The following is a 25,798-nucleotide window of genomic DNA, read 5'->3' as shown; positions in this document are numbered from 1 at the left end:
GCGCCGCGGGCAAGCTGGATGAAGCCGTAACCAGGCAACGGTTGCGGACGAACGTAGCAGCGACGACCCGGCCGCTGCGGCCGGTCAGGATGCCACGTCGAGGCTCACACGAGCCTTGCCCCCGTACCTCGATCCGAGTGGACAACCGAATGACGGACCTGAGCGCTTTTCCAATCACGCGACGCTGGGTGCCCGCGCACCCCGACCGGCTACAACTCTACGCGTTCCCGACGCCGAACGGGGTCAAGATCTCCATCATGCTCGAAGAGATCGGGCTGCCGTACGAAGCGCATCTCGTCGACATCGGACAGAACGAGTCCAAGGATCCCGCCTTCGTCTCGTTCAACCCGAACGGTCGCATCCCGGCGATTCTGGATCCAGACGGGCCGGGAGGACAGCCCCTACCCCTCTGGGAATCCGGCGCGATCCTCGTCTACCTGGCGGAAAAGAGCGGCAGGCTTCTCGCCGCAGACCCTGCTGTCCGCTACGAAACCCTGCAGTGGGTCTTCTTCCAGATGTCCGGGATTGGTCCCATGTTCGGGCAGCTCGGCTACTTCCACAAGCACGCCGGCCGCGAAATCGAAGGTAGACGACCGCTCGACCGCTACCTTGCCGAAACCCAACGTCTCCTCGGCGTGCTGGACGCCCGTCTGAAGGGACGGTCGTGGTTGGTCGGCGACGGTGCCGGCGAATACTCCATCGCCGATATCGCCACCCTCGGGTGGGTTCGCGCACTGGAGACCAGTTATCAGGCCGGGGAGATGATCGGCCTCATCAATTATCCGCAGGTCACATCGTGGCTCGAAAGGTGCCTCGCCCGACCGGCCGTTCAGCGCGGGCTTCTTGTCCCGGTGCGCCCGTGACGGTCCTCGCCGCCTGCCGCTATCAGGACGGAAAGCGCATCCGCGACATCGCGCTCGGGGACGATGTGCCCGAACAGATGGACCGGTCTGAGTTCGCATGGATCGATCTTCATGATCCGACTGCCGAGGAACTCCGCATTCTACAGGATCGCTACGAACTGCCGCCGCTAATGGTGAAGGCTGCCCTCGTTGCCGACCAGCCGCCCAAGCTCGACGTCTACGGTCATCAGCTATTGGTGATCGCCCGTTCCGCACGGATCGAGGACGATAGCATTCTTTACGGCACGCTCGCGGTCTTCGTGAGTCATCACCACATCATCATCGTGCATCGTGGTGCGGCTTCGCACGGAGCGGACCTGCGCGAACAACTGGAAACCGCGCCCAAACTCCTAGCGCAGGGCGTCGACTATGTGTTGCACGCGGTGCTCAACACGGTCGTCGACGATTATCTGCCCATCTTCGAAATGGTGGAGGACGATGTCCTCCAGATGGAGCGACGCTCGCTCGACAGCTTCCTCGGACGCGAGGATGTGGTGCGCATCTTCCATCTTCGATGCGAGCTCACCCGATTCCAACGAACGCTGGGACCCATGGGCGAGGTCATTCGCAAACTCGTCCGGGGACACTATCCTTGCATCAGCGCCGTGGCTCGACCGTATTTCGACGACGTGATGGATCACGTGACGCGGGTGCAGACGATGGTGGATGGCCTGCTTCAGGTCCTGGTTTCGGTCTTCGAACTCAGCAGCCTGCTCGAACAGCAGCGTACCGGCGCGATCACGCGTCAGCTTGCTGCGTGGGCCTCCATCCTCGCCGTTCCCACCGCTGTGGCTGGTATCTACGGCATGAACTTCCGCTACATGCCGGAGCTGGAGCTGCGGTACGGCTACTTCGGCGTGATGGGAATCATGGCCGTACTCTGCGGCCTGCTCTGGTTCCGGTTCAAGCGCGCAAAGTGGCTCTAGAGAAGCGACCCGCGCTTGAGGTGCGCGTTGAGGCGGCACGACGCCATCGGGCGTGGTGATCCCCTGAAGCCGTTGATGTCCTGTCACCCTTCCGCATCTGCCTACGCAGAGATTGGCCAGCCGGAGTGCCGAAAGCTCCGACTGACCATTTCTCGAACGGGCTGGGGGCACCAACCCGGTCAACTCACGCGGTAACCGACCGCGACGAGGTCGGCGATGCAGCGACGGAGCCTGCCAGATAGGCGCGGAGCGCCTCGCCGGCGGTCCAAAGCGCCGCACCCAGCAAAGTGGCGTCCTTGACAAGAAAGCCCGCGTCGACCGACGTCGGGTCGAGTCCCGGGGTCGAGAGAATGAAGCTCAGCGTCACGAACAACGCCCCTGCAGCCGCCAGGCTTCCGAGCGCCGACACGAATGGCAGCGGCCTGCGAACAGCGATCGCAAGCGCGGTGAGGATCTCGACGCCGCCGATGAGGTTCGATCCGCCCTGTTGCCCCAGCAGAGGATTGAGCCAGAAGAAGAACGGGCTGTTCTCGGTGAGCGGAGCAATTGCCGCGGCCTCGACTGCGGTGAACTTGAACAAACCGTAGCCGAGGAAGATGAAGACGAGACTGTACCGCAGGACGCCGGCACCGACACGTTCGAGTAGAGACTGCAAGATCGCGATGTTCATGGTTCTCATCCTTCAATTCTGTCCGTGCCGACTGGCCGGCCTGCCGTTCTTTAGTTAGCGGACCAGCGCGCCGAATTGAATGCATGGAGTCCATGCACACGGTGCATGACCTCGGCTGAAGTGCTCGCCCGCAGGCCGTGCGGACGTTGGCGGCGACATGTATCGTTTCGTATTCCGCGTACGAACTAGAAGTGCGAGAGCGGGACATTCCGGCATCGATCGCAGACCCGCCAGACGGTGGGCCGCGCTAGTCTTCGGCCGTCCGCTCTTCCTTATCGAGGGAGCACGTCATGTCCGTTTCACGATCCTTACCGCCAGCGTCATCGTCGATCTCAGGCCGCGTTCGTCGCATTGGGCGCTTGATCGCACTCATCGGCATCATTCTGCCGCTGCTGCTGATTGGCTTGAACAAGTTCCAGCCCTTCGAGGTCGCCCTGCTCAAACCGTTGATCGGCGGCACGCCTTGGCTCGCGTGGATGCTCGGGGTGTTTGGTGACGCCGGGACCGCCCGCCTGCTCGGGGTCGTCGAGATGTTCACGGCGGCGCTTCTGATCGTTTCGCCATGGTCTAGGCGTGCGGCCCTTGCCGCCGGCGTTCTGGCGTCGGGCACCTTTGCAGTCACCTGTTCGACACTGCTGGCGCTGCCGATCTGGGAGCCGTCGGCTGGCGGCTTTCCTTATCTCAGCTTTGCGGGGACGTTCTTGATAAAGGACGTAGCTCTCCTCGGGATAGGCTTGGTCGTGCTCAGCGAAGCGTTGGTTCGGAACGATATCGGGACCAAATGAGGCAGATGGATCCCAAGGAACGGTGCACGTCTCTCCCAAGGCGGGAGAAGAACGTGGGACCGCCTGCCGAGCGCCAAGAACAGCGCCTGCTGCTGTTATCAGCGGCAGGTACGCTCGCCCTCGCTCTCGTAGGCATTGCGATCGGATTGCTGAGCGGTGCGAAATCTATCGTGTTCGATGGCATCTACAGCCTTGCCGACGCCGGGCTAACCTTGGCTGCGTTCGCGGCTGCCAGACTCATCGCGCGCGGCGCGGATCGCAAGTTTCAGTACGGATACTGGCACATCGAGCCGATGCTCGGCCTTGTGAATGGCAGCGTCCTGCTTCTGGCCTGTGCTTACGCGCTGGCCGATGGTGCCGATGCAATGCTGGCAGGCGGCCGGGAGGTGAGCTTTGGGCCAGGCATAGGCTATGCCGGAGCGAGCGCCATCATCTGTCTGAGCATCTACTTCTTCGTCCGTCGCCGAAGCCGCGGGCTCGGATCTTCGCTGCTAGAACTCGACTCCCGCGCCTGGTTGTTCAGCGGTATCCTGAATGCCGGGCTCAGTTTCGCCTTTCTTATCGCGATCCTGTTGAATGGAACGCGAGCAGAGCAGTTGGCGATGTACTTCGACCCTGCGATCTTGATCCTGCTCGCGCTCGGCATGGCTCCCCTGCCCGTGCGATCCCTGCTGGCTGCGGGGCGGGAAATCCTCCAGATCGCTCCTGCCGACCTCGATGCACACGTGAGTAGGATCGCGCGCGAGGTCGCTGCCCGGCACGGTTTCATCGAACATCAGTCCTACGTCACACGGGTCGGTCGTGCCCAGTTCGTCGAAATCGGCTTCGTCGGTGCGTCCGCTTCCACCGCCATGACCCTGGGCGCACTCGACTCTATACGCCAAGAGGTGGCGGACGCGATGGGAGGCTTGCGCCCGGGGTATTGGCTGACGATCGATTTCACTGCAGATTCCCAGTGGATCTGAACGCATGTCGAATTTGCGATGAAACGACCGTCTGCCTCGCTCAGCTTTGGGTTAGGCACCGGGCAGCGGCTTCACCGCTACTGTCCGGACTTGAGTTGAACGCGATGGGGGTTTTGGGCGCTCCTTGCCGAACAGCATCAACGACCTGTTCAAACTCAGCAACGTGCTTGGTGGTCATGCGGACACCAGCGCCGATCACGATACAATCGTAAGCCTCGCTTGCGAGGCGGTTCGAAATGTCGTGGCGAAAGTCTCCATCCGCCCGGATAGGAAGATGCTCGGCTTCCCAACCCCGATCCAGCATCAACTGTACGTCCCGTTTGATACCCTCCGCAACAAGTGCCTCGGTCAAACCCGGCGGAATCGCAGGATCGGTAAAATCGACCGCGTCAGGTGCATACCCAATGACCAATACACGAACCATCTGCTTCTCCTTTTGAACTTCAACTGTCGAGCATCGACGGCAGTCTCGCGCGATTCGGCTACATGTAGTGGCCTGCACGGGTTAAGTCGCGGCGTGGAGCGAGGATCTCGCGACAATATCCGGCTCACGCGAGGAAAGTAGGCGCTCAAGTTATCCACATCGCGGCATTCCAGACGGCCCTTGCTTTCCAAGACGGCCGCAAGGTCACCGCATCTCGGGCGCGGCCGCCGGCCTTCTGTGCATCGCCACCCATCGCTTACTCATCGTGATTTGCCTGATGATCCTTCGGGTTTTCGGAAAAGCTATTCGCCGGGTCCCCTGCGGCCGACTTCGAGCTTCGCCGAACCCATTACGACGGCTCCGGTTCAGAGGATATCTAGACACCGGATAGATTGTCGTTGACTGCGTAGAAAGAGGCGGTAAGAGCGAGATCTAGACACCGTAATGATTAGAGATCGCACATGGTTCCGTCAGCTGAAGCACTCCGCATCGCCATCCTTGGCGTTGGCAGGATCGGTAGCACCTTCGCCTTCCAACTGTCCGCGGTCGGAGGGCATGACGTCACCGTGATAGCGCGGCCGGAGTCTGAGCGCCTGCAACAGCTCCAACGCGATGGGGCGATCGTCGACACCCAAGGCGCACGTGCTAGCGTCGGCGTTGCCGAAACATTGGACGAGCAAGTGCCTTATGATCTTGTGATCGTCACGTTGCTCGCCCATCAGGTCGAGAGTCTCCTGCCGAGTTTGCACCGCAGCGCGGCCAAATCCATCCAGTTTATGTTCAATACATTCGACCCGGAGCGGCTGCAGGACGTGATCGGTGCAGAACGCTGCACATTCGGCATGCCCTTCGTACAAGCCCTGCTGAGTGACGACGGGAAGCTCACCAGCACGATCGGCGCCGGAGGTCAGAAGACGCTTATGGGCCAGCAGCGCTGGGTCGACGTGTTCAATGCGGCAGGACTCCCCGCAGCATTGGAGAGCAACATGCCCCTATGGCTTCGCTGCCATGCGCCTCTCTGCGTAGCGTTCGAGAGCGTATCGATCGCCGGCATGCAGCGTGGCGGCGGGGCATCCTGGCGTGAGGCGATGGTGCTCGCACGAGGTGTTCATGCCGGTTTTCATCTCATCGAGAGCTTGGGACATACCGTTTATCCAACATCCAAAAAGGTAATGGCGCGTAGCCCGTCGGCGGCACTGGCCGCGATATTGTGGTCCCTGTCGCGTGTCCGCTCGTTCCGGGAAGTGCTGGCGACCGGCAAGGCAGAGTGCAGTGCCTTGGTTGATACCATGGCAGCCTCGGCGACCGGCGCGTTGCTACCCGCCAGCGTCGCCAAAATCGCGGCCATGAAACCTGTACCTACCGCCTAATCGGAGGCTCACATGACCGTCGTCAGCGTAACCCGATTTCGTCTGCGCAAATTGCGCTATGTACCCTTGTTTCTGTTTCACGCCGGTCGGACGATGTCGCAGGCGCGTAGAGCGGAGGGATATGTCGCGGGAGCCGTCGGCCGAGACGCCGACTTCGCCTTCTGGACCATGACTGTTTGGCAAAGCGAGAACGCAATGATCGACTATGTCGCCAGTGGCGCTCACCGCAAGGCGATGCCGCATCTACGCGACTCGAAGCCAGTGTGACCCGTTGGACTCAGTAAGGGTTGGCGTTGCCCGAATGGTCGGACGCCGAGGAGCGGATGCGATCCCAAGGGCGGGCGTCCAGATTACGACACCCTGGACCGGAGCATGTGAAACTCACTTACCCTAGATCCTCGCAAATGTTCTCAAGCCGGATTTAGCCAAGTTCCTTCCGACCAAGACCAACGTGCCAGCGGAGACGCCATGCTTTCGATCGATCATTGCCGCTTGAAACCTTGTCGACCGTGATGGGCCAGACCTATCATCACGGGGCCCTGCGCGAGGCAATGATCGCTGCCGCGGAGACGATCCTCGAGCGAGACGGGATTGCTGCGCTCACCCTGCGCGCCGCGGCACGTGAGGCGGGCGTATCGCATGGTGCCCCAGCCCACCATTTCGGAAACCTTTCGGGTTTGCTCAGCGAATTAGCAGCATCCGGCTTTCTACGTCTTCGGCAGCATCTTCTCGATGCTGTGAATAACGCGGAACCCAGTCAGCATATGACGGGACTGAGCCGCGGCTACGTTGCTTTTGCCCGATCCGCGCCGGGGCTTTTCCGTCTGATGTTCCGATCGGAACAGCTTGATTGGTCTAATCAAGCCCTGTCCGCCGCCGGCGGCGGTGCGTTTGCGATGCTGCTTCCGGAAGCCAGCGCGGCCGAAGCGGGCACGATGCCGCTTACCTTACCTCTGCTCGGCAGTGCCATGGCGCATTGGTCGATGGTGCATGGTCTGTCGACATTGCTGATCGATGGGCGGCTCGACGCCGTGGCCAAGGAGCTATCTCCCGGGATCGGCGTCGAAGCTTTGGTCGAAGAGATATTGCGGAGCGGAGTCCCGCAGTCACGCTGATCCGGATCGATCCGAGACCCGATTAATGTCGGAGCATGCTGACCACCGAACCGGCCTCCAGCCCCGCCGAGCGAACCTCCCCCGTCTCCGTCGCATATGAACACTCCGGAACGAGTTCCAACGTCGCTCACGAGCGACGTCTCAGATCAACGTCATCTGCGAAGGCTCGCTTTCCGCGAAGCCGAGACCGGCATGTGCTGGTCCCGGATGGCGGAGCGGCAGAGGACGTCCCTCGCGACGCATGCGCTCGATCGTCTCAGGCCAGGACGGGACTCCGCCGCTGTCCTGAGCCCACCGAACGGTACTGGCCTCATCGCCCCACTCGCTCATCTTGGGCATCGCGTTGCGATGGGCGCCGCCAGTGACATATGCCAGGAGCGCGGCCTCATCGCGCCACACGCTCGTAGTCCAATAGGCGTGATCGCGATCGCGGCGCAGCGCTCCGGCGATGTAGCCGTCGCTCCTCCTGATCTGGGCCAGGCAGCGCTGCGCATGGATCAGGAAGAAGGGCAGAAACCGAAGGCTGCGGACGCGGAAGCGGGTAACGCTGATGACGTAGCCGCTCACAGCGTCACCACCAGCTTCGTCGCCGAGACACCGCAACGCTGCCGCTCGAGCGCCGCGGGGATCGCCGCCAGCCCGTGTCCTACGACCTCGACCGCAGGAGCTGCCACGTAGCGGCCGTCCGCCAGCGCTTCGGGCAGGAATGCGTCGAAGATCATCGGCCCCACTTCGTTGCTGATCAGCGTGCTGCCCCAGATCATCTTCAGCTTCACCTGCTTGCGACGTGCGCTCAGCGCGAGCGCGATGTTGCCTGCGACCGTGCCGGCCATCGCAGCAATCAACTTGCGCCAATGACCCCGCCCGGCCGGGACTGCGTCGAAGGAGGCTGGCGGCGTCGCCGTCGCGATGAAGCGATTGCCTTTGCACGTTCCCAGAATGTCGATGCACGGCTGCACCGATCCCGCGCCGATCGCGACGGCTCCGGCGACCGTTTTCCCGCGCAACGCGGCGCTTATGTCGGCGACGACAGTCGGGTTGCGATAGTCGAAGACAGCATTCGCGCCGAGCCGCTTGAGCAGCTCGAAGTTGCGCGGCGAGGCCGTGGCGATCACTTCGTAGCCGGCGGCGACGGCCAGTTGCACCGCATTGACGCCGACGCTGGTCGACCCGCCCCACACCAGGACGGTCTGACCCGTCGCCGGCGCTCCCTTGGCGGGCGCGTTCAGTGCGAGGAAATCGTGCTGGAAGAGCGCGCAGGCTGCAGTCGAAATGCCGAGCGGCAGCGCGGAGGCATCTTCGAACGCGAGCGCATCCGGGATCGCCGCGGTCATATGCTCCAGCAGGACGACATGGGTCTGGAAGGCGCCTTCTGCGGCGCGGTTACGCGTCCTGTCGGTGCTGCCGGCAAAGCCGACGACCCGGTCGCCGACCTTGAACCGCGTCACGTCCGCGCCGACTGCAACGACGTCGCCAGCGACGTCGGAGCCGACGATGGCCGGGTATTGCAGGTAAGGGGTCATCAGGTCGCCCGAGGTCTGAACCAGACGGTCCATCGGGTTCACCGCGATCGCACGGGTGCGGATGACGATTTCGCCCGACCGCGCGCTTGGAAACGGCGCTGCCCTCAAGGTGAAGTCGGCGCGCTTGGACGAGAGCCAGAGAGCGGTGTTGTCGGTCATGGTCTATCTCCCGCGGTGCCATGTGAGAATGCATCGCTGGGATCTGAGATAGGCGAGTGACACTGGACGGCCCATGCTGCAGGGTCCACCAGTTCATCGCCATCGTCCAGGAATGTCGAAATGGATCCCTTGTCGGACGTGCTCGGCCTGCTGAAGCCGAGCAGCTACGGATTTCGCGGTCTCGATGCCGGTGGGGACTGGGCGCTTGCCTACCCCCCGGCCGAGGGCGTCAAATGCTTCGCCATTCATACCGGGACGTGTTGGATCGCTATCGAGGGCGGGCATGCACCCATGGCGCTTGATGCGGGCGACTTCATTCTGCTTCCCAGCCGAGCCGCGTTCAGCCTCTACAGCGCGATTGGTGCACCGGTTACCGACGCCTTCGCATTCTTCCCCTCGTTCCCTGCCGGCGAGACCGGCGTCCTGGGTGGCGGCGGCAGTTGCTCCGGAGTTGGCGGCTTCTTCGACTTCACCGGGCTCCATACCGAACTGCTGCTCGGCATCCTGCCCCCGATCGTCCATATCCGGGCAGAGGCTACCAAGGCAGCGCTCGGCTGGTCGATCGAGCGGCTGATGCGCGAGCTGCGGGACCCGCAACCAGGCGGGACGCTGATGGCGGGGCACTTGGCGCAGACGCTGCTGATCGAGGCGCTACGACTGCACCTTGCCGAGCGCTCGCCGCACAGCGCCGGCTGGCTGTTCGCGCTGGCCGACAAGCAGATGCGGGCAGTGATGTCGGCGATGCACGCCGACCCCGCTCGCCGCTGGACGCTCGCCGACCTCGCCCGGGTAGGCGGCATGTCGCGCTCGAGCTTCGCCGTTCGGTTCAAGGAAACGGTCGGCGAGCCCGCCATGGACTACCTGACCCGCTGGCGGATGATGGTGGCGGCCGATCGGCTGGCGATCGGACGCGTCTCCATCGCGACCGTGGCGCCGTCCGTCGGCTATGAATCCGAAAGCGCGTTCAGTGCGGCGTTCAAGCGCTCGTTCGGCCACTCGCCGAGGGAGTTCGCGAAGGCAGTGGCCGCGTAGCCGGAATTCTGGACTTCGGCGACGATCTGGCGGACCTTCCAGCATGGGGCGTACCGCCTCCCGGGTCTATTCAGGATCATCACCAGGAGATGACCGATGGCCTACATCCAACACGGCTGCTTCGGAAACGTCGGCGCCTCGGCACCCGACATGAGCCGACGCCTTGACGCTCCCGTCCTTACCCCGCTGGAGTTCCAAGTCGTGGCGCTGGCCGGGCGGGAACCGTTGTCGAGCCTTGCCACGGGCAGACGGCCGATCGCGCGCGCATTGTTCGGCATCGAGCCCGCAAAGGCACTTGCCGACCCTCGGCTCGAAGCACTGCGGCGGTTCGTCGTCCTGCATCGCCATGGGCGGCGTGAAGCCTCTGACGCTGCCGTAGCCCTGGTCAGCATCGGGTTCTCGCGACGGCTGCTGAACGATGTTCGCGCGCTGGTCACGGTAAGCCATGCGCCCCCGCTAATCGTCGATGACGTTGAGCACACGGCCCCCACTGTCCGCGCCGCGCGCGCTGTACCAGCGCTTCCGCACGAGCGGACAAAGCGACAGAGTTTGTCGTATGTACCACGCTAAGGTTGGGGCAGCCCCCGTTCGCCTGACCTGCCGCCTGACGATAATCATGTGAGACTTTCTGCGAAGGTGCGAGCGATTGTGGATCACCTCACAGCATCGCTCGGCGAGGCGGCCTGAGCAGCACTGCGGGCGTCAGACCCACAAACAGACGTTCAGGCCCCTTCCCTCACTTCCCAACTTCGGACGCTGGTTCACCTTGCGAATAACCGAATTTGACGCCCGGCTATCCGCTCGCGAATGTCGTGATGGGGAGGATTGCGGACAGTCACGTATCGCCAAAATGTAGTTTAATGAGCCTCGTTATAAGATCGTCGTCGAGATTGATTATCGCTTCCGTGACCCCATGATGGCTCTTCGCAACGGATAGTCCGGATAGCCGTCAGCGATAAGGGTCTTCCAATCCCGACAAGATCATGTCCGCGTAAGTACGGCCGATATCTGCCGCGCTGACATCGCTCGTATCGGGCCGGAACCAGCGGTGAGTCCAGCCGATCACACCGAATATGCCATTGGCCACGATCCGTGATGGGCCCACGTTGCGTAGGCTCTTGTCGGCATAACCCTGCTCGATGATCGCAATCATGCTCTGCGTCGTCAGGCGATTGATCTCACGCATGTCGTTCGACCACGCCGAGCGAGAGTCGCTGACATGACCCAGATTCTCGCGAATGTAGATATAGAAGAGCGGGTAGTGGTCGCCATACGACGTCATCAGCGTCGTGATCAGGTCGCGAAGCTTGCGGCGGGGCGAGAGATCGCTCGTTTCGATCTGCTTGGCGATCGCGCAATTGCGCTCGACTACGGTGCGAACCACCTCGTCGAACAGCGCCTCTTTCGAGGAGACATAATAATAGAGCGAGGCACGGTCGACGCCCATCTCCTCAGCGACCGCAGCAATGCTTGCCCGTTCGAACCCCAGGCGATTGAAGACGCGCACCGCGGCTTCCGCGATTTCCTTGCGCTTGGTCTGGTAGGAGGCACTCGAATCGGTACGCGCCGCAGAGCGCCGGCGACCGATGCCGCTTTGTACCTCGGGCTTGCCCTGATGATCTTCGTCCATCGTCGCTCCATGAACCAGCCTGGGCGGTAGATCAAACACCGCCGCCTCAGGATCAACACAAGCGTTGACATCGCGCCGGTGAGAGGTGATCCTTCTGATATGAGCGCTTCTACCGAACTAGATCCCACTTTCGTATCCCTGCTCGCCGATCCAAGGGTAACGTTGCGCCCCCCGCCCCCAAGCCTCTCGATGAAGGATTATCGGCAAAGGCTCGACCGGCCGATGGCGGCGGTCGCAGGGCCCGCAATCTGGTCGGTTCGATCCGACGAGACCGAGGCCATCCGACGCCGCATCTATCGCCCCACTGCGCAAACACACGGAACGATCCTGTTCTTCCACGGCGGTGGCTTCGTTGTTGGATCGCTCGACACCCACGACGCACTGTGTCGCTCACTGGCTGCAGCAAGCGGTGCATCGGTAGTCGCCGTCGAGTATCGACTTGCCCCCGAAGCCCCCTTTCCCGCCGCATGCGATGATTGCCGCTCTGCCCTGCAACGAGTGGCGGGCATCGAGCCAGGTGACATCGGGAAGCTTGCGGTATGTGGCGACAGCGCGGGCGGCTATCTTGCTGCCATGACCGCATTGTACGCGGCCCGCCAAGGTATCCGCATAGACGCGCTTGGCCTGTTCTATCCCGTGGTCGCTCCGGCGTGCGAGACCGAGTCCTGGCGAACGCTGGGGGCCGATCACATGCTGACGCGTGATTGGATGCGTTGGGCCTGGGCGTCCTATCTGGGCGATGCCGGTTCGTTGGCGGCCGACGTCGACCTGCTGCGCGCAGATCTCGCCAGCTTGCCGCCGACCCACATCATCACAGCGGCCTTCGACCCCTTGCGTGACGAAGGCGAGGCGCTTGGCGCGGCAATTCGTACCAGCGGCGGGGTGGTGACGATGACGCGCTACGAAGGGATGATCCACGGCTTTGCAAGTCTGCCGATGCTAACGCCGATGGCCGACCGCGCGATAACCGAGATGAGTCGCAAACTTTTCGTCAACAACAGTGTTGACTGAGGAAGAGGCTGTGCGCATATTCCTGTTCTGCCCTGTGCCATGCCGCTCCGTCGCGGCGCGACACCAATGAAGATAGAGCCGATGGCCGACAGAATTGGACAGGATGCCCCCCTCTGGCTTGCAGAGGCCATCGCGCAGGCGAACATTCCGACGCTAGCCTGCGTGCTGGTGCAGTTGACCGGGGACCGGGAATGGATCGAGGGCCGATTCGTGCCGACCCGTACGCGTGGGCTGGACGATAACGACGATGGCGGGCTGCCTGGCGCGCTACAGGACGAGATTCGAGCCGCAGCGACGACGGCGTTCGCGGCGTGGTTCGAGGGACGCCTCCCTGCCCTCGCCAATCCGGATGATGCGTTGCTGGTCGAGATGATGAGCGTGTCGTTGGGTGAGACTATCCCCGCGAGCTACGCAGCGATGATCAGGCATGAGCTTCAACTAACCGAGGGACAGCCTGCAATCGACGGCGCTCAGGATATAGCGCCGCCTCCGGGGTTTCGCGCGCTGATCATCGGCGCCGGCATTTCGGGAATGTGCGCCGCGGTACAATTCGCTGCGGCTGGTATCCCTTACACCATCCTCGAGCGGCGACCCGACCTCGGAGGCGTCTGGTTCGAGAACCGCTATCCGGGCGCAGCTTGCGACGTGCCGAGCCACCTCTATTCCTTCTCCTATGCGCCCTATGAATGGTCGCGTTATTTCGCGGGAAGTCGTGAGATTCACGCGTATCTGCAGGATGTCGCCGACCGCTTCGACATCCGCCGCCATATCCGCTTTGGTCTTGAAGTGACCGAGGCGCGCTGGGATGCAGACGCGGGCGAGTGGCAAGCCGACGTGATCGATGCCGATGGCAATTCGGAAACGCTGACCGCGAGCATGATCCTCAGTGGCGTGGGCGCGTTCAACAAGCCGCGATTGCCCGACATTCCCGGAATGGACCGGTTCGAAGGGCCGAGCGTGCATACCGCACGCTACCCTGAGGACGGGATCGAGCTCGCCGGCAAGAAGGTCGTGCTGGTCGGCAACGGCGCGAGCGCGATGCAAGTCGGGCCGGCAATCGTCGACAGTGTCGTGTCGTTGACGGTGGTAAACCGTACGCCTCAATGGGTCGCGCCGTTCCCGAAGTTCAAGCAGGCGATCCCAGAAGCGTTGCAGCATCTGATGCAGACGATGCCGCTGTACCGGCTCTGGTACCGATTGCGACTTAGCTGGGCGTTCAACGACAAACAGTATGAGGCGTTACGGCAAGATCCTGACTGGGACGGCCAAGGCAAATCGATCAACGCGATCAACGACTCCCACCGTCGCGGGCTGACCGCTTATATGACGGCGCAACTGGGCGAGCGGCAGGACCTGCTGCCCGACATGATCCCGTCTTACCCTCCGTTCGGCAAGCGCATGCTGCTCGACAATGGCTGGTACCGGATGCTCGCCCAACCGCATGTCGAGTACGTCAACGGTGCAGTGACCGAGGTCCTGCCGCACGCCATCGTGACCAGCGACGGGACGACACATGAGGCGGATGCGATCATCTGGGCGACCGGGTTCGACGTGGTCAACCTGCTGGCACCGATGCGCGTCGTCGGCTTGGACGGACGCGACCTGCATGGCGACTGGGATGGCGACGATGCGCGCGCGTATCTCGGGACAACGGTGCCGGGCTACCCGAACTTCTTCTGCCTGTACGGACCGAACACGCAATACGGGCATGGCGGAAGCCTGATCTCGGTGCTCGAACGGCAGATGCACTACGTCATGTCCTTGCTCCGCCAGATGTTCGCAAAGGGGATCGCGACGATCGATGTGCGGCAGGATGTCCACGACGCGTACAACGCAAAGGTCGACGAGACGCATGCCGGGCTCGTCTGGACCTATCCCGGCGTCGATGGCTATGTCCGCAATTCAAAGGGGCGGATCGTCGTCAACAACCCGTTCCGCATCCTCGACATGTGGCGGATGACCGATACCGCAGACCTAGACGACTACCACGTGACCCGTGAACGGGTGTCAGCATGAGCGTGGTGGTCGAACGCCGCGCCGCGGTGCTGGTGATGACGATCGATCGGCCGGCGCAGCGCAACGCGGTCAACCGCGCCGTTTCGCTCGCTCTGGCCGAGGCGCTCGACGTGCTGGATGCGGATCCGACGTTACGCGTTGGAATCGTCACCGGCATGGGCGGAAATTTCTGTTCGGGAATGGACCTGAAGGCGTTCGTAGACGGCGAACGACCGGAACTCGAAGGTCGCGGGTTTGCCGGCGTCACCGAAAAACCGCCCGCAAAACCATTGATCGCTGCCGTCGAAGGCTACGCGCTGGCGGGAGGGTGCGAGTTGGCGCTCGCGTGCGACCTGATCGTCGCAGGCGACACCGCGATGTTCGGGTTGCCGGAGGTCTCGCGTGGGCTGGTCGCGGGATCGGGCGGGCTGGTGCGGCTACGCGAGCGCATCCCGCCAGCGATCGCGCTCGAATATGCGCTGACCGGCGCGCGAATGGACGCCGCCACTGCACACCGCTGGGGCTTGGTTAACCGGCTCGCGCTGCCCGGTAGTGCGCTGGAAGCCGCTCTGGCGCTGGCGAACGAGATTGCCGCGAACGCACCGCTGTCGGTGATGGCGAGCAAGCAGATCATGGCCGCGTCGCCCGACTGGCCGCTTGATCGACGGTGGGACCTGCAACGCGACATGGTCGAGACCGTGCTCGCTTCCGCCGATGCACAAGAGGGCGCGCGGGCCTTTGCGGACAAACGCGCGCCGGTCTGGCTCGGCGAATGACCCACAATCGCAAATCCGCTGCAACGGAAGAGAGGATGTGACGTGACGGACGATATCGCAGTGATCGGCGGCGGCACGATGGGCGTGGGTATCGCCTATGTTGCAGCGTTGGCCGGACGAAGGGTCCACGTCGTCGAACCAGACGCGACGCGCGCTGCGATTATGGCGCGAACGGTCGAGACCACGCTGGCGGGGGCAGTGTCGCGTGGCAAGTTGGACGCCGATGCAGCCGAAGCTACCGCCGCCCGCGTCGTTCGCGTCGAGACGATGAAGGCGATTCCCGAAGGCCTGGCGCTGATCGTCGAATCCGTACCCGAGCGGCTGGATCTCAAGCGTGACGTCCTCTCTAGCGCGTCCGCCAGGTCCCCCAGTTACTCGCCACCAACACCAGCGCGATGTCGATCGACGTGCTGGCGGAAAGCGTACGGGATCCGTCGACGTTCCTCGGGCTGCATTTCTTCAATCCGGTCTGGTCAATCAAGCTTCTCGAGATCGTGCAGGGCGCCGCCACCTCTTCGGACGCGCTCGCGCAGGCCCGTACATTCGGCAAGGCGATCGGCAAAGAGACAATCACGGTGCGCGACGTACCGGGGTTCGCGACCAGCCGGCTCGACTTCGCGGCGTCTCTGGAAGCGATACGGATGCTCGAGGACGGCGTCGCCAGCGCGGACGATATCGATCGCGCCGCAGTGCTCGCCTATCGCCACCCGGTCGGCCCGTTGCGGCTGAGCGATATCGTCGGCCTCGACGTTCGGCTGGAGGTCGCACGCGCGCTGGAGGCAGCGCACGGGCCACGCTTCGCACCGCCAGCTATGCTTGCGAAAATGGTCGCCGAGGGCCGGCTCGGCGCAAAATCTGGGCACGGTTTCTTCGACTGGCCCGCCTGACATTCCATAAGATCCACAAGGAACGCACCGCATGTCCGCTCAACCAATGTTCTTCTCCCCCTAGTCGACACCGCCGATCACCACCGCGAACTGCGCGAAAGCGTCGCCAAGCTGGTCGGCAAGTTCGGCCGCAAATATTATCAGCAATGCGTCAAGAGCGGTGAAGAACCGGTCGAACTCTGGCGTGCGCTGGGCGAGGCCGGGTTTCTCGGCGTGCACATCTCAGAAGAGCATGGCGGCAGCGGCGGCGGGATCGGCGACTATAACGTCGTGATCGAGGAGTGTGCTGCGCAGGGATGCCCGTTGCTTTCGCTGGTCATCAATTCGATCACGGCGCCGATCATCGCTGCGCATGGTTCGCCCGAGATGAAGGCCGAATGGCTGCCGGGCATCGCCAACGGTACCAAGAAGATCTGCTTCGCGATCACCGAGCCGGATGCGGGCTCCAACACGCACAAGGTGAAGACTGGTATCGTGTCCAACGGCGACGGGTTCGTCCTCAACGGCTCTAAATACTGGACGTCGGGAATCGACGTGTCGGACGCGGTAATGATCGTCGCCCGCGATCCGGAGATGGAGACGGGCGACGGGCGCTCAGCACTGTCGCTGTTCCTGCTGCCGACCAGCGCACCGGGGCTCAGCTACCAGCCGATCGATGCCGCGGTGATGACGCCCGAGAAGCAGTTCACGACCTTTTACGACGACATCCAGCTCGACGCATCGATGCTGATCGGCACGCGCGGTGCGGGCCTGAAACAGGTGTTCGTCGGACTGAACCCTGAGCGGGTAGCAGCAGCGGCGATCAACAACGGCATTTCGCGGTTTGCGCTCGACAAGGCGGCGCAGTACGCGCGCGATCGCAGCGTGTGGAAGACACCGATCGGCCAGCACCAGGGCGTCGCGCACCCCCTCGCCGAGGCGTATATCAACGTCCAGGCGGCGCGTCTGCTGAATGCGCGTGCAGCGCAGCTGTACGACCAGGGCGAGGATGCTGCCGAAGCCGCGAACATGGCAAAGTTCGCCGGCGCCGAGGCGTCGCTGAAGGCACTCGACCAGGCGATCCAGACGCATGGCGGCAATGGGCTGAGCTACGAGTACGGGCTTGCCGACCTGTGGTTCATCGCCCGGTTGCACAAGACCGCGCCCGTCAGTCGCGAGATGATCTTGAACCACGTTGCGCAACACAGCCTTGGCCTGCCGAAAAGCTACTGAGGAGCGAACGATGCAACCGACCCTGCTGACGCTGATGCAGCATTTCGCGGCCGAGACACCGGACGCGAAGTGCCTCGCGTTTGACGACGAGCTGCTGACGTTCGCGGATATCGATCGACGCAGTACGCAGCTGGCCAACGTGCTGCGCGAGCGCGGCGTGGGTGCGGGGGGCCGGGTGGCGCTGCTGTCGCATGCGGCGTGCGTGTTCTACGAGCTTGCCTACGCATGCGCGAAGATCGGAGCGATCATGATGCCGCTGAACTGGCGACTGGCGGCGGGCGAGATCGCGGCGATCATTGCGGATGGCGAACCACAGCTGGTGCTGGTGCAGGATGTACTGGCCGATCGCCTTACCGGCGTAGCGGTCGAGACGATCGATCTGACGGCGCTCGATGCGTTGCGCGACGCAGCGTCCGATGTGCCACCGAAGATCATGGTCGATCCCGATGCGGCTACCCTGCTCCTCTATACGTCGGGGACCACGGGCGTGCCGAAAGGCGTACTGATCAGCCAGACCAACCTGTCTTATGTCGAGCGGATGGCACGCGAGGTATGGGCGTTCACCGCTGACAGCGTCAATCTGGTGGCGATGCCGCTCTTCCATATCGGCGGGATCGGCTACGGCATGATGGCGCTCAGTCAGGGCGGGCATACCGTGCTGCTCGAAAAGCTCGACCCGGCCAGTGTGGCGGCGACGATCGACCGGCACGGGGTGACGCACACATTCTTCGTCCCGACCGTAGTGCAAAGGCTGGTCGACCATGTCGACACAGGCGGCATTGCGCCGCAGGGACTGCAACGCATTCTCTACGGTGCGGCCCCGATCGGCGAACCGTTGCTGCGCCGCGCGATCGCGCTGTTCGGCTGCGAGTTCAGCCATGCCTATGGCGCGACCGAGACCGCCGGGACCGTCATAAGCCTGCCGCCGCACGAGCATGATCCCGATGGCCCGACGCCCGAGCGGTTGCGATCGTGCGGCCGGCCCTTGCCGTGGGTCGAGTTGCAACTGGTTGATCCGGACACCGAGGTGCGCGTCGCACCCGGCGAGGTCGGCGAGGTCCGGATCCGGTCGGGGATGGTGATGATCGGCTATTGGCGGAAACCCGCCGAGACGGCTGCGGCCGTCACGCCCGATGGCTGGCTCAGGACCGGCGATGCCGCCTATTGCGACGGCGAAGGGTTCGTCTTCATCCACGATCGCTACAAGGACATGATCGTGTCAGGTGGAGAGAACGTTTATCCGACCGAGATCGAGAACGTCCTTGGCGCGCATCCGGATGTCGGCCAGGTCGCTGTGATCGGCGTGCCGCACGCAAAATGGGGCGAGACCCCGAGGGCGTACGTGGTGCCGCGGATCGGTGCAGACCCGGACGAGGCGGCGATGATCGCCTACACGCGCGAGCATCTGGCGCATTACAAATGCCCGACCTCGGTTCGCTTCGTCGGTGCACTGCCGCAGAACGCGTCCGGGAAAATACTGAAAAAGGATCTGCGCACGCTCGACCGCGCGCGGTCGGAAATTGTGGCATGACGTTGTCCCCCCAGGCACGCGCATTACGCGGGTTCGCAGTCGATTTTTTGACCTCGCACGATCCGCAAGCTGTCGAATGGGTGATGGACCCGGCCTATAAGCTGTCGATCGGTGGACACGTGTTCGACGGGCGCGACGACCAGTATCTTCCCGCGACCGCGGCACAACTCGATCAGTTTCCGGGACTGACGGTAACGGTCCACGACACGATCCTCGGCGTCGACGGTGTGGCGATGCGCTTTACCGAGCACGGCGCATCGGTGCGCGACAACGGTCGCGTCGCAGCATGGCGCGGGATCACGGTATTCCGTCTAGCTGGCGAGCGGTTGTCGCATGGCTGGGCGGAGGAGGATTACTTCGCCCGCAAGCGTCAGTTGAAGAGCGGCCTGCCCGACGCGGTTGCCGCCCCTGCCCTCGCGCCGTGGGATCAGCCGGTACTGCCGCCCGATCCCGCAACCGAGGCGATTGTGCGCGATTGGTTGCCTGGAATGTTAAGGGCTGCCGCAGTCGAGCCCGTGCTAGTCGACGGACCGGACTTTGCAGCGTTGGTCGAGATCGATACGCTGACGATCTCCCACATGTTCACCGCCGGCCCCCGCGCGGCCGCGCATGTCGAAAGCCACGGACGCTATGCGGGCGGGTTCGTCGACATCGACCGGGCATTGGTCGGAGAACCGGTCATCCTCAGACTGGCGGCGATTATCGACGTGGCCGACGGCACGGTTTCACGCGCGCAGGTATCCGGCGACCGGCTCGGGCTCCATCGTCATCTGCTCGCCCTGCAACGCGAGCGGAAAGGGTAACATGGCCAAGATCATCATCACGTGCGCGGTGACGGGCGGCGCGCATACGCCGAGCATGTCGGACGCGCTGCCGATCACGCCCGAGGAAATCGCCAACCAGGCGATAGCTGCCGCAGAGGCGGGCGCTGCGATCCTGCATCTCCATGCGCGCGTGCCCGAGACGGGACAGCCGACCGGCGATCCGGACGTCTACGCGCAATTCCTGCCGGTGATCCGCCAGCGTACCGATGCGGTCGTCAACCTGACCACGGGTGGCTCGGCGACGATGCCGCTCGACGATCGGCTGGCGGCGGCGACGCGCTTCAAGCCGGAGATGTGCTCGCTCAACATGGGCAGCATCAACTTCGCGTTCCACGGCGCGGGGCGGCGGATCACCGACTGGAAGCACGCGTGGGAAAAGGACTATGTCCTCAACTCCGACGACTATATCTTCCGCAACACCTTCCGCGACATCGACCGGATCATTACGACGATGCGCGAGGGCGGCACCAAGTTCGAGCATGAATGCTACGACGTCGGCCACCTCTACAACCTCGCGCATTTCGTCGCTGCGGGGATCGTCGAGCCGCCGTTCTTCATCCAGATGATCTTCGGCATTCTGGGCGGGATAGGTCCCGATCTCGAAAATCTGATGTTCATGAAGGCGACTGCGGACCGGCTGTTTGGGCGCGACTCGTATCAATGGTCGGTGCTGGCGGCGGGCAGGCACCAGATGCCGTTCCTGACCCAGGCCGCGCTGATGGGTGGGCATGTCCGCGTCGGGCTGGAGGACAGCCTCTTCATTGAACGCGGCGAACTGGCGGTCTCGAACGCGCAGCAGGTAGCGAAGATCGTCCGCATTCTGCACGAGATGGGGCATGAACCTGCCACGCCGAGCGAGGCGCGCGCGATGCTCGGCCTCAAGGGTGGCGACCGGGTGGAGTTCTGAGCATGGCACGCACGATCATCGACCTATCGGTGTTCCTCGAAAACGACGTGATCTCCGATCCGCCCGGCTACGGCCCGAGTATAGAATACATCGATCACAAGGCGTCGGTCCCGGGGTTGCTCGGCTTTTTTCCGGGTTTGGCAGCAAACGACCTTCCCGACGGCGAGGCCTGGGCAATCGAACGCGTTGCGCTCACCACGCACAATGGAACGCACCTCGATGCGCCGTATCACTATGCGTCCACCATGGATGCCAAGATTGGAGATGGCGGCAAGCGCGCGATCACGATCGACGAGGTACCGCTCGATTGGTGCTTCCAGCCCGGCGTCAAACTCGACTTTCGGCATTTCTCCGACGGCTACGTTGCGACCGCTGAGGACGTCGAGGCGGAACTGGCGCGGATCGGACATACGCTGTCCCCGCTGGAGATCGTCGTCGTCAACACCAGCGCGGGCGACCGGTTCGGATACGACGATTATGTCGCTTCGGGCTGTGGCATGGGACGCGACGCGACGCTGTACCTGACGGAGCGCGGCGTGCGCGTGACCGGCACCGACGGCTGGAGTTGGGACGCGCCGTTCGTCCATACCGCGGCTGAATATGCGAAGAGCGGTGACGCAGGACTGATCTGGGAGGGTCACAAGGCCGGGCGCGACATCGGCTACTGCCATATCGAGAAATTGCACAACTTGGAGAGCCTGCCGGCAACCGGGTTCACGATCGCCTGCTTCCCCGTAAAGATCCGTGCGGCATCGGGCGGATGGACACGCGCGGTGGCGATACTCGATTCCTGAGCCGCTTGGGTTGCAGATATCGTCAACGCCTGCGTGGATTAACTGCTCTGTCCCCTACTCCTCGGAAGGCAGAACGAGCCGCTGAAAAAGTGTAACGCGCGCTTCTGTTTGTCAGCACGACCTGTTTGATGTTGCGTAATTACGCCTCCAACCGATCACCCAAGTTATTGTCAACGTTTCTGTTGACAGTCGACGGAAGGCGCGCCTAGCTTTCGACATGTCGGGGGGAGTTTCCCTCACCGACCACCACAGCGGCTTCGGCAGACCATCCAAAACTGGAGGTCGGCCGGATAATCATACCGCGACACAGGAGGAGGATGGCATGAAGGTGCGTTCATATCGTTCGGTCCGGATCGGCGCGCTTGCCGCCGTCTGTTCTTCAGCATTGATAGCGGGGGCCGCGCTCGCGCAGCTCGCACCCGCCCAGGGCACGCCGGCCCCCCCGCCGCTTCAGTCGCCGTCCCGCCAGGCAACCCCACGCCGCTTGAGCAGGCCACGGATGCCGCCCCGGTCGCCAGCAACGCAGACATCGTTGTCACCGCGCGTCTCCGGAAGGAAGGGTTGCTCGACGTGCCCGTCGCCGTGTCCGTGCTGTCGGCCGCAGAAATCAACAAATACAACGCCACCGACCTTACCAAGATCGGCGAACTAACCCCAACCGTGATCGTCAGCAATTATCGCACGATCGGTGGCGGTTCGATCGCGATCCGCGGGATCAGCTCGCCGCCGACGCAGGTTGGGTATGAACAGCCCGTCTCGGTTGCGATCGACGGCATCCAGTCGTCCTCCGGGCGCGTTGCGACACTCGGATTCTTTGACATCCAGCAGGTCGAAGTGCTGAAGGGCCCGCAGGCGCTGTTCTTTGGTAAGAACAGCCCGGCCGGCGTCATCTCGATCACCACCGCAGGACCGACCGATCGCTTCGAGGTCGGCGGACGCGTCGGTTATGAATTCGTCGCCGACGAAGTGTCGGGCGAAGCGCATGTCTCCGGCCCGATCACCGAGACACTTGGCGGCCGCGTGGCGATCAAGCACCGTGATGCGAAGGGCTGGCTCTACAACAACGCGCAAGTCGCGCCGAACCCGTTCTTTCCGGCCGCACTGCCCGCGTCGACCGGAACGCTACCCGGCGCACCGGGTCGCAGGGTCGGGGACGACGAGACGATGGGTCGCGTGACGCTCGAGTACAATCCGACCAGTGCATTTTCGGCAAGCGCAAAACTGTTCGGGCTGATCGCGCATGATCAGGGCGGCGGCTCGTTCTCACAGAATATCGGTCCGTGCACGGGCGACCGGCCACGGTCGTTCGGGGTCGCCGATCCGTTCGGCGATTGCCGCGCCGACAACCAGACCAGCTTCAGCAACATCGTCCCCGCGATCGCCAACCGCATTCCCGCGCTAGATGGTGACAACCGCTCGCGCGGGCTGAATAAGGCGTACACGGCGTCGCTGGTGCTTAAATACGATACCGACGACTTCAACCTGTCGTCACTGACCGGCCGAGATCTACAACCGGTATCGCAGCGTATCGGGCCTGACGCACACCGTCGACAACGCGCTGACCACGTACGAAGACACCAGCTACGCTAGCTTTAGCCAGGAATTCCGCTTGCTGACCAAGCTTGACGGGCCGGTCAACTTCCTCGTCGGCGCGTATTACGGCGACACCCGCGACGAACTGTACAACGACACCAATTTTCGCGCCGACATCAGCTACAATCCGCTCAACGATAGGATCGAGACGTACGAGAAGGACGCGTACCTGACCGGCCGCACCTATTCGGTGTTCGGCCAGGCAACTTGGCTGATTGTGCCTAAGCTCGAACTTGCCGCAGGCGCACGTTACACGTCGGAGAAGAAGAAGACGCGGAACCAGAACCTTTATGGCATAAACTCGGCGCTAGGCCGGTTTAATACTGCCGCAACCGTGTTCGCAAGTTCGACCGACCAGACTCCCGGTATCCTCGCCGGGACCTTCAAGGATGACAACATTTCGCCCGAGGCGACGTTGTCCTACCATCCGGTGGCCAATTCGACGCTGTATATCGCCTACAAGACCGGTTTCAAATCGGGCGGGTTCGGGATCACCAGCCCGATCCAGACCAACACGACGCTCGCCGACATCGACTTCGATCTGGAAACAGTGAAAGGCTTTGAGGCGGGCGCCAAGGGTGAGCTGTTTGACCGGCGGCTGCGACTGACTGCATCAGCCTTCGCATACAACTTTAGCAATCTGCAGGTCACGCAATACGACGCCAGCACGATACGATTCCAGATCAGCAACGCCGGACAGGTACGCCAGCGTGGTGGCGAGCTTGAGGCCAATTTCGACGCCACACGGATGCTGCGACTGCATGCCGCGGTTGCATACGTGCACAACCGGTTCCGCGATTACACCGGCCAGTGCTACGGCTACACGATTCCAGCGGCCGTTGCGCTTACCGCCGCTGCACCGTCCGGATGTTCGTTTGTGACCAACGCGACGGGTACGCGGACTTTGACCGCGGCAGGGACGCCAATCCTGCAACAGGTGCTCGACGGCCGAGCCCCAGCGCGTTCGCCCGACCTGACCGGCAATGCAGGCTTCGAGCTGACCATCCCGGCCAGCAATGATTTCGAAGTCGGGGTGACCGGCGATACCTTCTATAACTCCGCATACTTCGCGAGCGACTCCTTTGCGCCCGCCTCCAAGCAGAACGACTTCTGGCGGTTCAACGCGAGCGCCCGCGTCGGGCCGACCGACGGCCAGTGGCAGATGTCACTGATTGGTCGCAATCTGACGAACAAGTACTATCTGCTGTTTGCGGGTGATCGCACCGGCGGCACTAGCATTCCACTCACGCAGGGCGAGCAGCGCGGAGTCGTGGCGCGCGGCCGGGAAGTCCTGCTTCAGGCAAGCTTCAAATATTGAACAACGTCGGAGAGTCGAGCGTGAAGCCAGTGTATATCGTGTCGGGCGTACGGACCGCGATCGGTGATTTCGGGGGCAGCCTGAAGGATCACGCGCCCGCGGACCTGGGCGCGAGCGTCCTCGCCGAAGCAGTGCGGCGAGCCGGGTTGACGCCGAACGATATCGAGCATGTCGTGATGGGTCAGGTGATCCAGACGATACCGCAAGACGCGTATCTGGCGCGGGTCGCGGCGCTCAAGGCTGGGGTTCCCGACCGCGCCCCTGCCCTGACACTCAACCGGCTATGCGGATCGGGCCTACAAGCGATCATCTCGGCCGCGCAGATGATCGCACTCGACGAGGTCGAGATCGCGGCAGCCGGCGGTGCAGAGGTAATGAGCCGGTCGCCTCACCACGTGCCCGCGGTTCGGTTCGGCCAGAAGATGGGCGACGTGCAGATGGTTGATGCGATGATCGCGGTCCTGAGCGATCCGATCGACGGCTATCACATGGGCATCACTGCGGAAAACATCGCGCGCGATCACGACGTCTCGCGGGTCGATCAGGATGCCGCCGCGGTCGAGAGCCACCGGCGGGCGGCGCAGGCGCAATCCGAAGGACGGTTCGACGACCAGATCCTGCCGATCACCGTCAAACAAGGTCGCGGCACACGCGAATTCGCGGTCGACGAACACGTCCGCGGCGACGCGAATGCCGACTCGATGGCGAGTTTACGCCCTGCCTTTCAGAAGGCCGGCACGGTGACGGCAGGCAACGCGTCGGGGATCAACGACGGTGCCGCAGCCGTGATTTTAGCGTCGGCATCTGCGGTGGAGGCGCGCGGCCTGACGCCGCTCGGCAAGATTCTCGGTTGGGGTCATGCCGGCGTTGCGCCCAGCCACATGGGGTTGGGGCCTATTCAGGCGGTACCGATTGCACTCGAACGCGCTGGTCTGACGCTTCACCAGATCGACGTGATCGAGTCCAACGAAGCCTTTGCCGCACAGGCCTGTGCGGTATCGCGAACGCTTGGGTTCGACCCCGACAAGGTGAATCCGAACGGATCGGGTATATCGCTCGGCCATCCGGTCGGTGCGACGGGGGCTATCCTGACGGTGAAGGCTCTCTACGAACTTGCCCGCAACGGCGGCCGCTACGCTCTCGTGACAATGTGCATAGGCGGGGGGCAGGGTATAGCGATGATCGTCGAACGCGGTTGAAAGGATTCGTGGTTTCCGTGGGGCAGAATCATTCTGTTTTGTGAGCGGCAACGAGCGAACGCTATCGACAACGCAAGATGCGGAAGTGCCGCTAGTTCTGATATCATTGACTTTGAACGCAATCTTTCGTCCCAGCTTCACCATATCATGAATATTTCGCAACCACTGCGCCTAAATTGCCCCCCTATCTTTACTTATCTGCTTCCCCGCCGGCTTTGGTCTATCGCTATCTTCATTTTAGAGTAGAATG

General features: G+C 62.9%; 26 protein-coding genes and 2 pseudogenes. 23 read left to right on the top strand and 5 right to left on the bottom strand.

Going from position 1 to position 25,798, the window contains the following annotated elements:
• Positions 1–149 precede the first annotated feature (149 nt).
• The gene (locus QP165_RS00275; RefSeq protein WP_333993020.1) at positions 150–863 is read left to right on the top strand and encodes a glutathione S-transferase N-terminal domain-containing protein; all 714 of its coding nucleotides are present in this window, start codon (positions 150–152) and stop codon (positions 861–863) included.
• A complete protein-coding gene (locus QP165_RS00270; RefSeq protein ID WP_333993019.1) occupies positions 860–1,828 on the top strand; it encodes a magnesium and cobalt transport protein CorA in 969 nt (322 codons plus the stop codon). The genes QP165_RS00275 and QP165_RS00270 overlap by 4 nt, the downstream gene beginning before the upstream one ends.
• A 184-nt stretch (positions 1,829–2,012) precedes the next feature.
• On the opposite strand, the gene QP165_RS00265 is transcribed toward QP165_RS00270, so the two are convergent.
• Entirely contained in the window at positions 2,013–2,498 is a 486-nt protein-coding gene (locus QP165_RS00265) for a DUF417 family protein (protein ID WP_333993018.1), read from the bottom strand.
• Between the two features lie 290 nt (positions 2,499–2,788).
• On the opposite strand from QP165_RS00265, the gene QP165_RS00260 reads away from it, so the two are divergent.
• Both QP165_RS00260 and QP165_RS00255 read left to right on the top strand, forming a co-directional pair.
• A complete protein-coding gene (locus tag QP165_RS00260) occupies positions 2,789–3,283 on the top strand; it encodes a DUF417 family protein (RefSeq protein WP_333993016.1) in 495 nt (164 codons plus the stop codon).
• Positions 3,284–3,336: 53 nt separating this feature from the next.
• Positions 3,337–4,248, top strand: a complete 912-nt coding sequence (locus tag QP165_RS00255) for a cation diffusion facilitator family transporter (RefSeq protein WP_333993015.1) — start codon at positions 3,337–3,339, stop codon at positions 4,246–4,248.
• Positions 4,249–4,288: 40 nt separating this feature from the next.
• On the opposite strand, the gene QP165_RS00250 is transcribed toward QP165_RS00255, so the two are convergent.
• A complete protein-coding gene (locus QP165_RS00250; RefSeq protein ID WP_333993013.1) occupies positions 4,289–4,672 on the bottom strand; it encodes a hypothetical protein in 384 nt (127 codons plus the stop codon).
• 461 nt (positions 4,673–5,133) lie between these two features.
• Between QP165_RS00250 and QP165_RS00245 the strand changes: the two genes are divergently transcribed.
• The 3 genes from QP165_RS00245 to QP165_RS00235 all read left to right on the top strand — a co-directional run bounded on the left by QP165_RS00245 (position 5,134) and on the right by QP165_RS00235 (position 7,157).
• The gene (locus QP165_RS00245; protein ID WP_333993012.1) at positions 5,134–6,042 is read left to right on the top strand and encodes a ketopantoate reductase family protein; all 909 of its coding nucleotides are present in this window, start codon (positions 5,134–5,136) and stop codon (positions 6,040–6,042) included.
• 12 nt (positions 6,043–6,054) lie between these two features.
• Entirely contained in the window at positions 6,055–6,309 is a 255-nt protein-coding gene (locus QP165_RS00240) for a hypothetical protein (protein ID WP_333993010.1), read from the top strand.
• Between the two features lie 218 nt (positions 6,310–6,527).
• On the top strand, positions 6,528–7,157 hold the full coding sequence (locus tag QP165_RS00235) for a TetR/AcrR family transcriptional regulator (protein ID WP_333993009.1): 630 nt from the start codon (positions 6,528–6,530) through the stop codon (positions 7,155–7,157).
• Positions 7,158–7,298: 141 nt separating this feature from the next.
• Here QP165_RS00235 and QP165_RS00230 read toward each other — a convergent pair whose 3' ends face one another.
• Together QP165_RS00230 and QP165_RS00225 are read right to left on the bottom strand one after the other, a co-directional pair.
• Positions 7,299–7,724, bottom strand: coding sequence for a DUF3291 domain-containing protein (locus QP165_RS00230; RefSeq protein ID WP_333993008.1), 426 nt, complete (start codon positions 7,722–7,724; stop codon positions 7,299–7,301).
• Entirely contained in the window at positions 7,721–8,839 is a 1,119-nt protein-coding gene (locus QP165_RS00225) for a zinc-binding alcohol dehydrogenase family protein (protein ID WP_333993006.1), read from the bottom strand. Before QP165_RS00225 ends, QP165_RS00230 begins: the two co-directional genes overlap by 4 nt.
• Positions 8,840–8,959: 120 nt before the next feature.
• On the opposite strand from QP165_RS00225, the gene QP165_RS00220 reads away from it, so the two are divergent.
• On the top strand, positions 8,960–9,871 hold the full coding sequence (locus QP165_RS00220) for an AraC family transcriptional regulator (protein ID WP_333993005.1): 912 nt from the start codon (positions 8,960–8,962) through the stop codon (positions 9,869–9,871).
• A gap of 96 nt (positions 9,872–9,967) precedes the next feature.
• On the top strand, positions 9,968–10,441 hold the full coding sequence (locus QP165_RS00215) for a hypothetical protein (protein ID WP_333993004.1): 474 nt from the start codon (positions 9,968–9,970) through the stop codon (positions 10,439–10,441).
• Between the two features lie 379 nt (positions 10,442–10,820).
• Here the strand turns inward: QP165_RS00215 and QP165_RS00210 are convergent, their stop codons facing one another.
• On the bottom strand, positions 10,821–11,501 hold the full coding sequence (locus tag QP165_RS00210) for a TetR/AcrR family transcriptional regulator (protein ID WP_056025063.1): 681 nt from the start codon (positions 11,499–11,501) through the stop codon (positions 10,821–10,823).
• A gap of 189 nt (positions 11,502–11,690) precedes the next feature.
• On the opposite strand from QP165_RS00210, the gene QP165_RS00205 reads away from it, so the two are divergent.
• The 14 genes and pseudogenes from QP165_RS00205 (at position 11,691) to bktB (ending at position 25,548) form a co-directional block, all read left to right on the top strand.
• Complete coding sequence (locus tag QP165_RS00205) at positions 11,691–12,512, top strand: alpha/beta hydrolase (RefSeq protein ID WP_162235501.1); 822 nt, start codon at positions 11,691–11,693, stop codon at positions 12,510–12,512.
• An 81-nt stretch (positions 12,513–12,593) separates the two neighbouring features.
• Positions 12,594–14,528 carry a flavin-containing monooxygenase gene (locus QP165_RS00200; RefSeq protein ID WP_333993000.1) on the top strand — a complete coding sequence of 645 codons (1,935 nt, stop codon included), beginning with the start codon at positions 12,594–12,596 and terminating at the stop codon, positions 14,526–14,528.
• The gene (locus tag QP165_RS00195; protein ID WP_056025058.1) at positions 14,525–15,283 is read left to right on the top strand and encodes a crotonase/enoyl-CoA hydratase family protein; all 759 of its coding nucleotides are present in this window, start codon (positions 14,525–14,527) and stop codon (positions 15,281–15,283) included. Before QP165_RS00200 ends, QP165_RS00195 begins: the two co-directional genes overlap by 4 nt.
• A 42-nt stretch (positions 15,284–15,325) precedes the next feature.
• A pseudogene (locus QP165_RS19885) lies at positions 15,326–15,628 on the top strand (3-hydroxyacyl-CoA dehydrogenase NAD-binding domain-containing protein); the annotation flags it as partial.
• 38 nt (positions 15,629–15,666) lie between these two features.
• Positions 15,667–15,855 (top strand): annotated as a pseudogene (locus QP165_RS00190) (3-hydroxyacyl-CoA dehydrogenase NAD-binding domain-containing protein); the annotation flags it as partial.
• A 3-nt stretch (positions 15,856–15,858) separates the two neighbouring features.
• Complete coding sequence (locus QP165_RS00185; RefSeq protein WP_333996886.1) at positions 15,859–16,170, top strand: 3-hydroxyacyl-CoA dehydrogenase family protein; 312 nt, start codon at positions 15,859–15,861, stop codon at positions 16,168–16,170.
• 6 nt (positions 16,171–16,176) lie between these two features.
• A complete protein-coding gene (locus tag QP165_RS00180; RefSeq protein WP_333996885.1) occupies positions 16,177–17,382 on the top strand; it encodes an acyl-CoA dehydrogenase family protein in 1,206 nt (401 codons plus the stop codon).
• A gap of 10 nt (positions 17,383–17,392) precedes the next feature.
• Positions 17,393–18,913: an AMP-binding protein gene (locus tag QP165_RS00175; protein WP_056025051.1), complete on the top strand. Its 1,521-nt coding sequence runs from the start codon at positions 17,393–17,395 to the stop codon at positions 18,911–18,913.
• Entirely contained in the window at positions 18,910–19,716 is an 807-nt protein-coding gene (locus tag QP165_RS00170) for an ester cyclase (protein WP_333992997.1), read from the top strand. Before QP165_RS00175 ends, QP165_RS00170 begins: the two co-directional genes overlap by 4 nt.
• A gap of 1 nt (position 19,717) precedes the next feature.
• Positions 19,718–20,644 carry a 3-keto-5-aminohexanoate cleavage protein gene (locus QP165_RS00165; RefSeq protein ID WP_333992996.1) on the top strand — a complete coding sequence of 309 codons (927 nt, stop codon included), beginning with the start codon at positions 19,718–19,720 and terminating at the stop codon, positions 20,642–20,644.
• Positions 20,645–20,646: 2 nt separating this feature from the next.
• Positions 20,647–21,438, top strand: a complete 792-nt coding sequence (locus QP165_RS00160) for a cyclase family protein (protein WP_056025042.1) — start codon at positions 20,647–20,649, stop codon at positions 21,436–21,438.
• 570 nt (positions 21,439–22,008) lie between these two features.
• A complete protein-coding gene (locus tag QP165_RS00155; protein WP_333996884.1) occupies positions 22,009–23,028 on the top strand; it encodes a TonB-dependent receptor plug domain-containing protein in 1,020 nt (339 codons plus the stop codon).
• Positions 22,943–24,349 (top strand): TonB-dependent receptor, encoded by a 1,407-nt coding sequence (locus tag QP165_RS00150; RefSeq protein WP_333996883.1) that lies wholly within the window; start codon positions 22,943–22,945, stop codon positions 24,347–24,349. The genes QP165_RS00155 and QP165_RS00150 overlap by 86 nt, the downstream gene beginning before the upstream one ends.
• Before the next feature lie 20 nt (positions 24,350–24,369).
• Entirely contained in the window at positions 24,370–25,548 is a 1,179-nt protein-coding gene (gene bktB, locus QP165_RS00145; RefSeq protein ID WP_056025036.1) for a beta-ketothiolase BktB, read from the top strand.
• Positions 25,549–25,798 lie beyond the last annotated feature (250 nt).

Origin of the sequence: Sphingomonas sp. 22R3R2A-7 (assembly GCF_036856055.1) — a bacterium.
Lineage (GTDB): Bacteria > Pseudomonadota > Alphaproteobacteria > Sphingomonadales > Sphingomonadaceae > Sphingomonas.
This window is presented reverse-complemented; position numbering and strand designations above follow the sequence as displayed.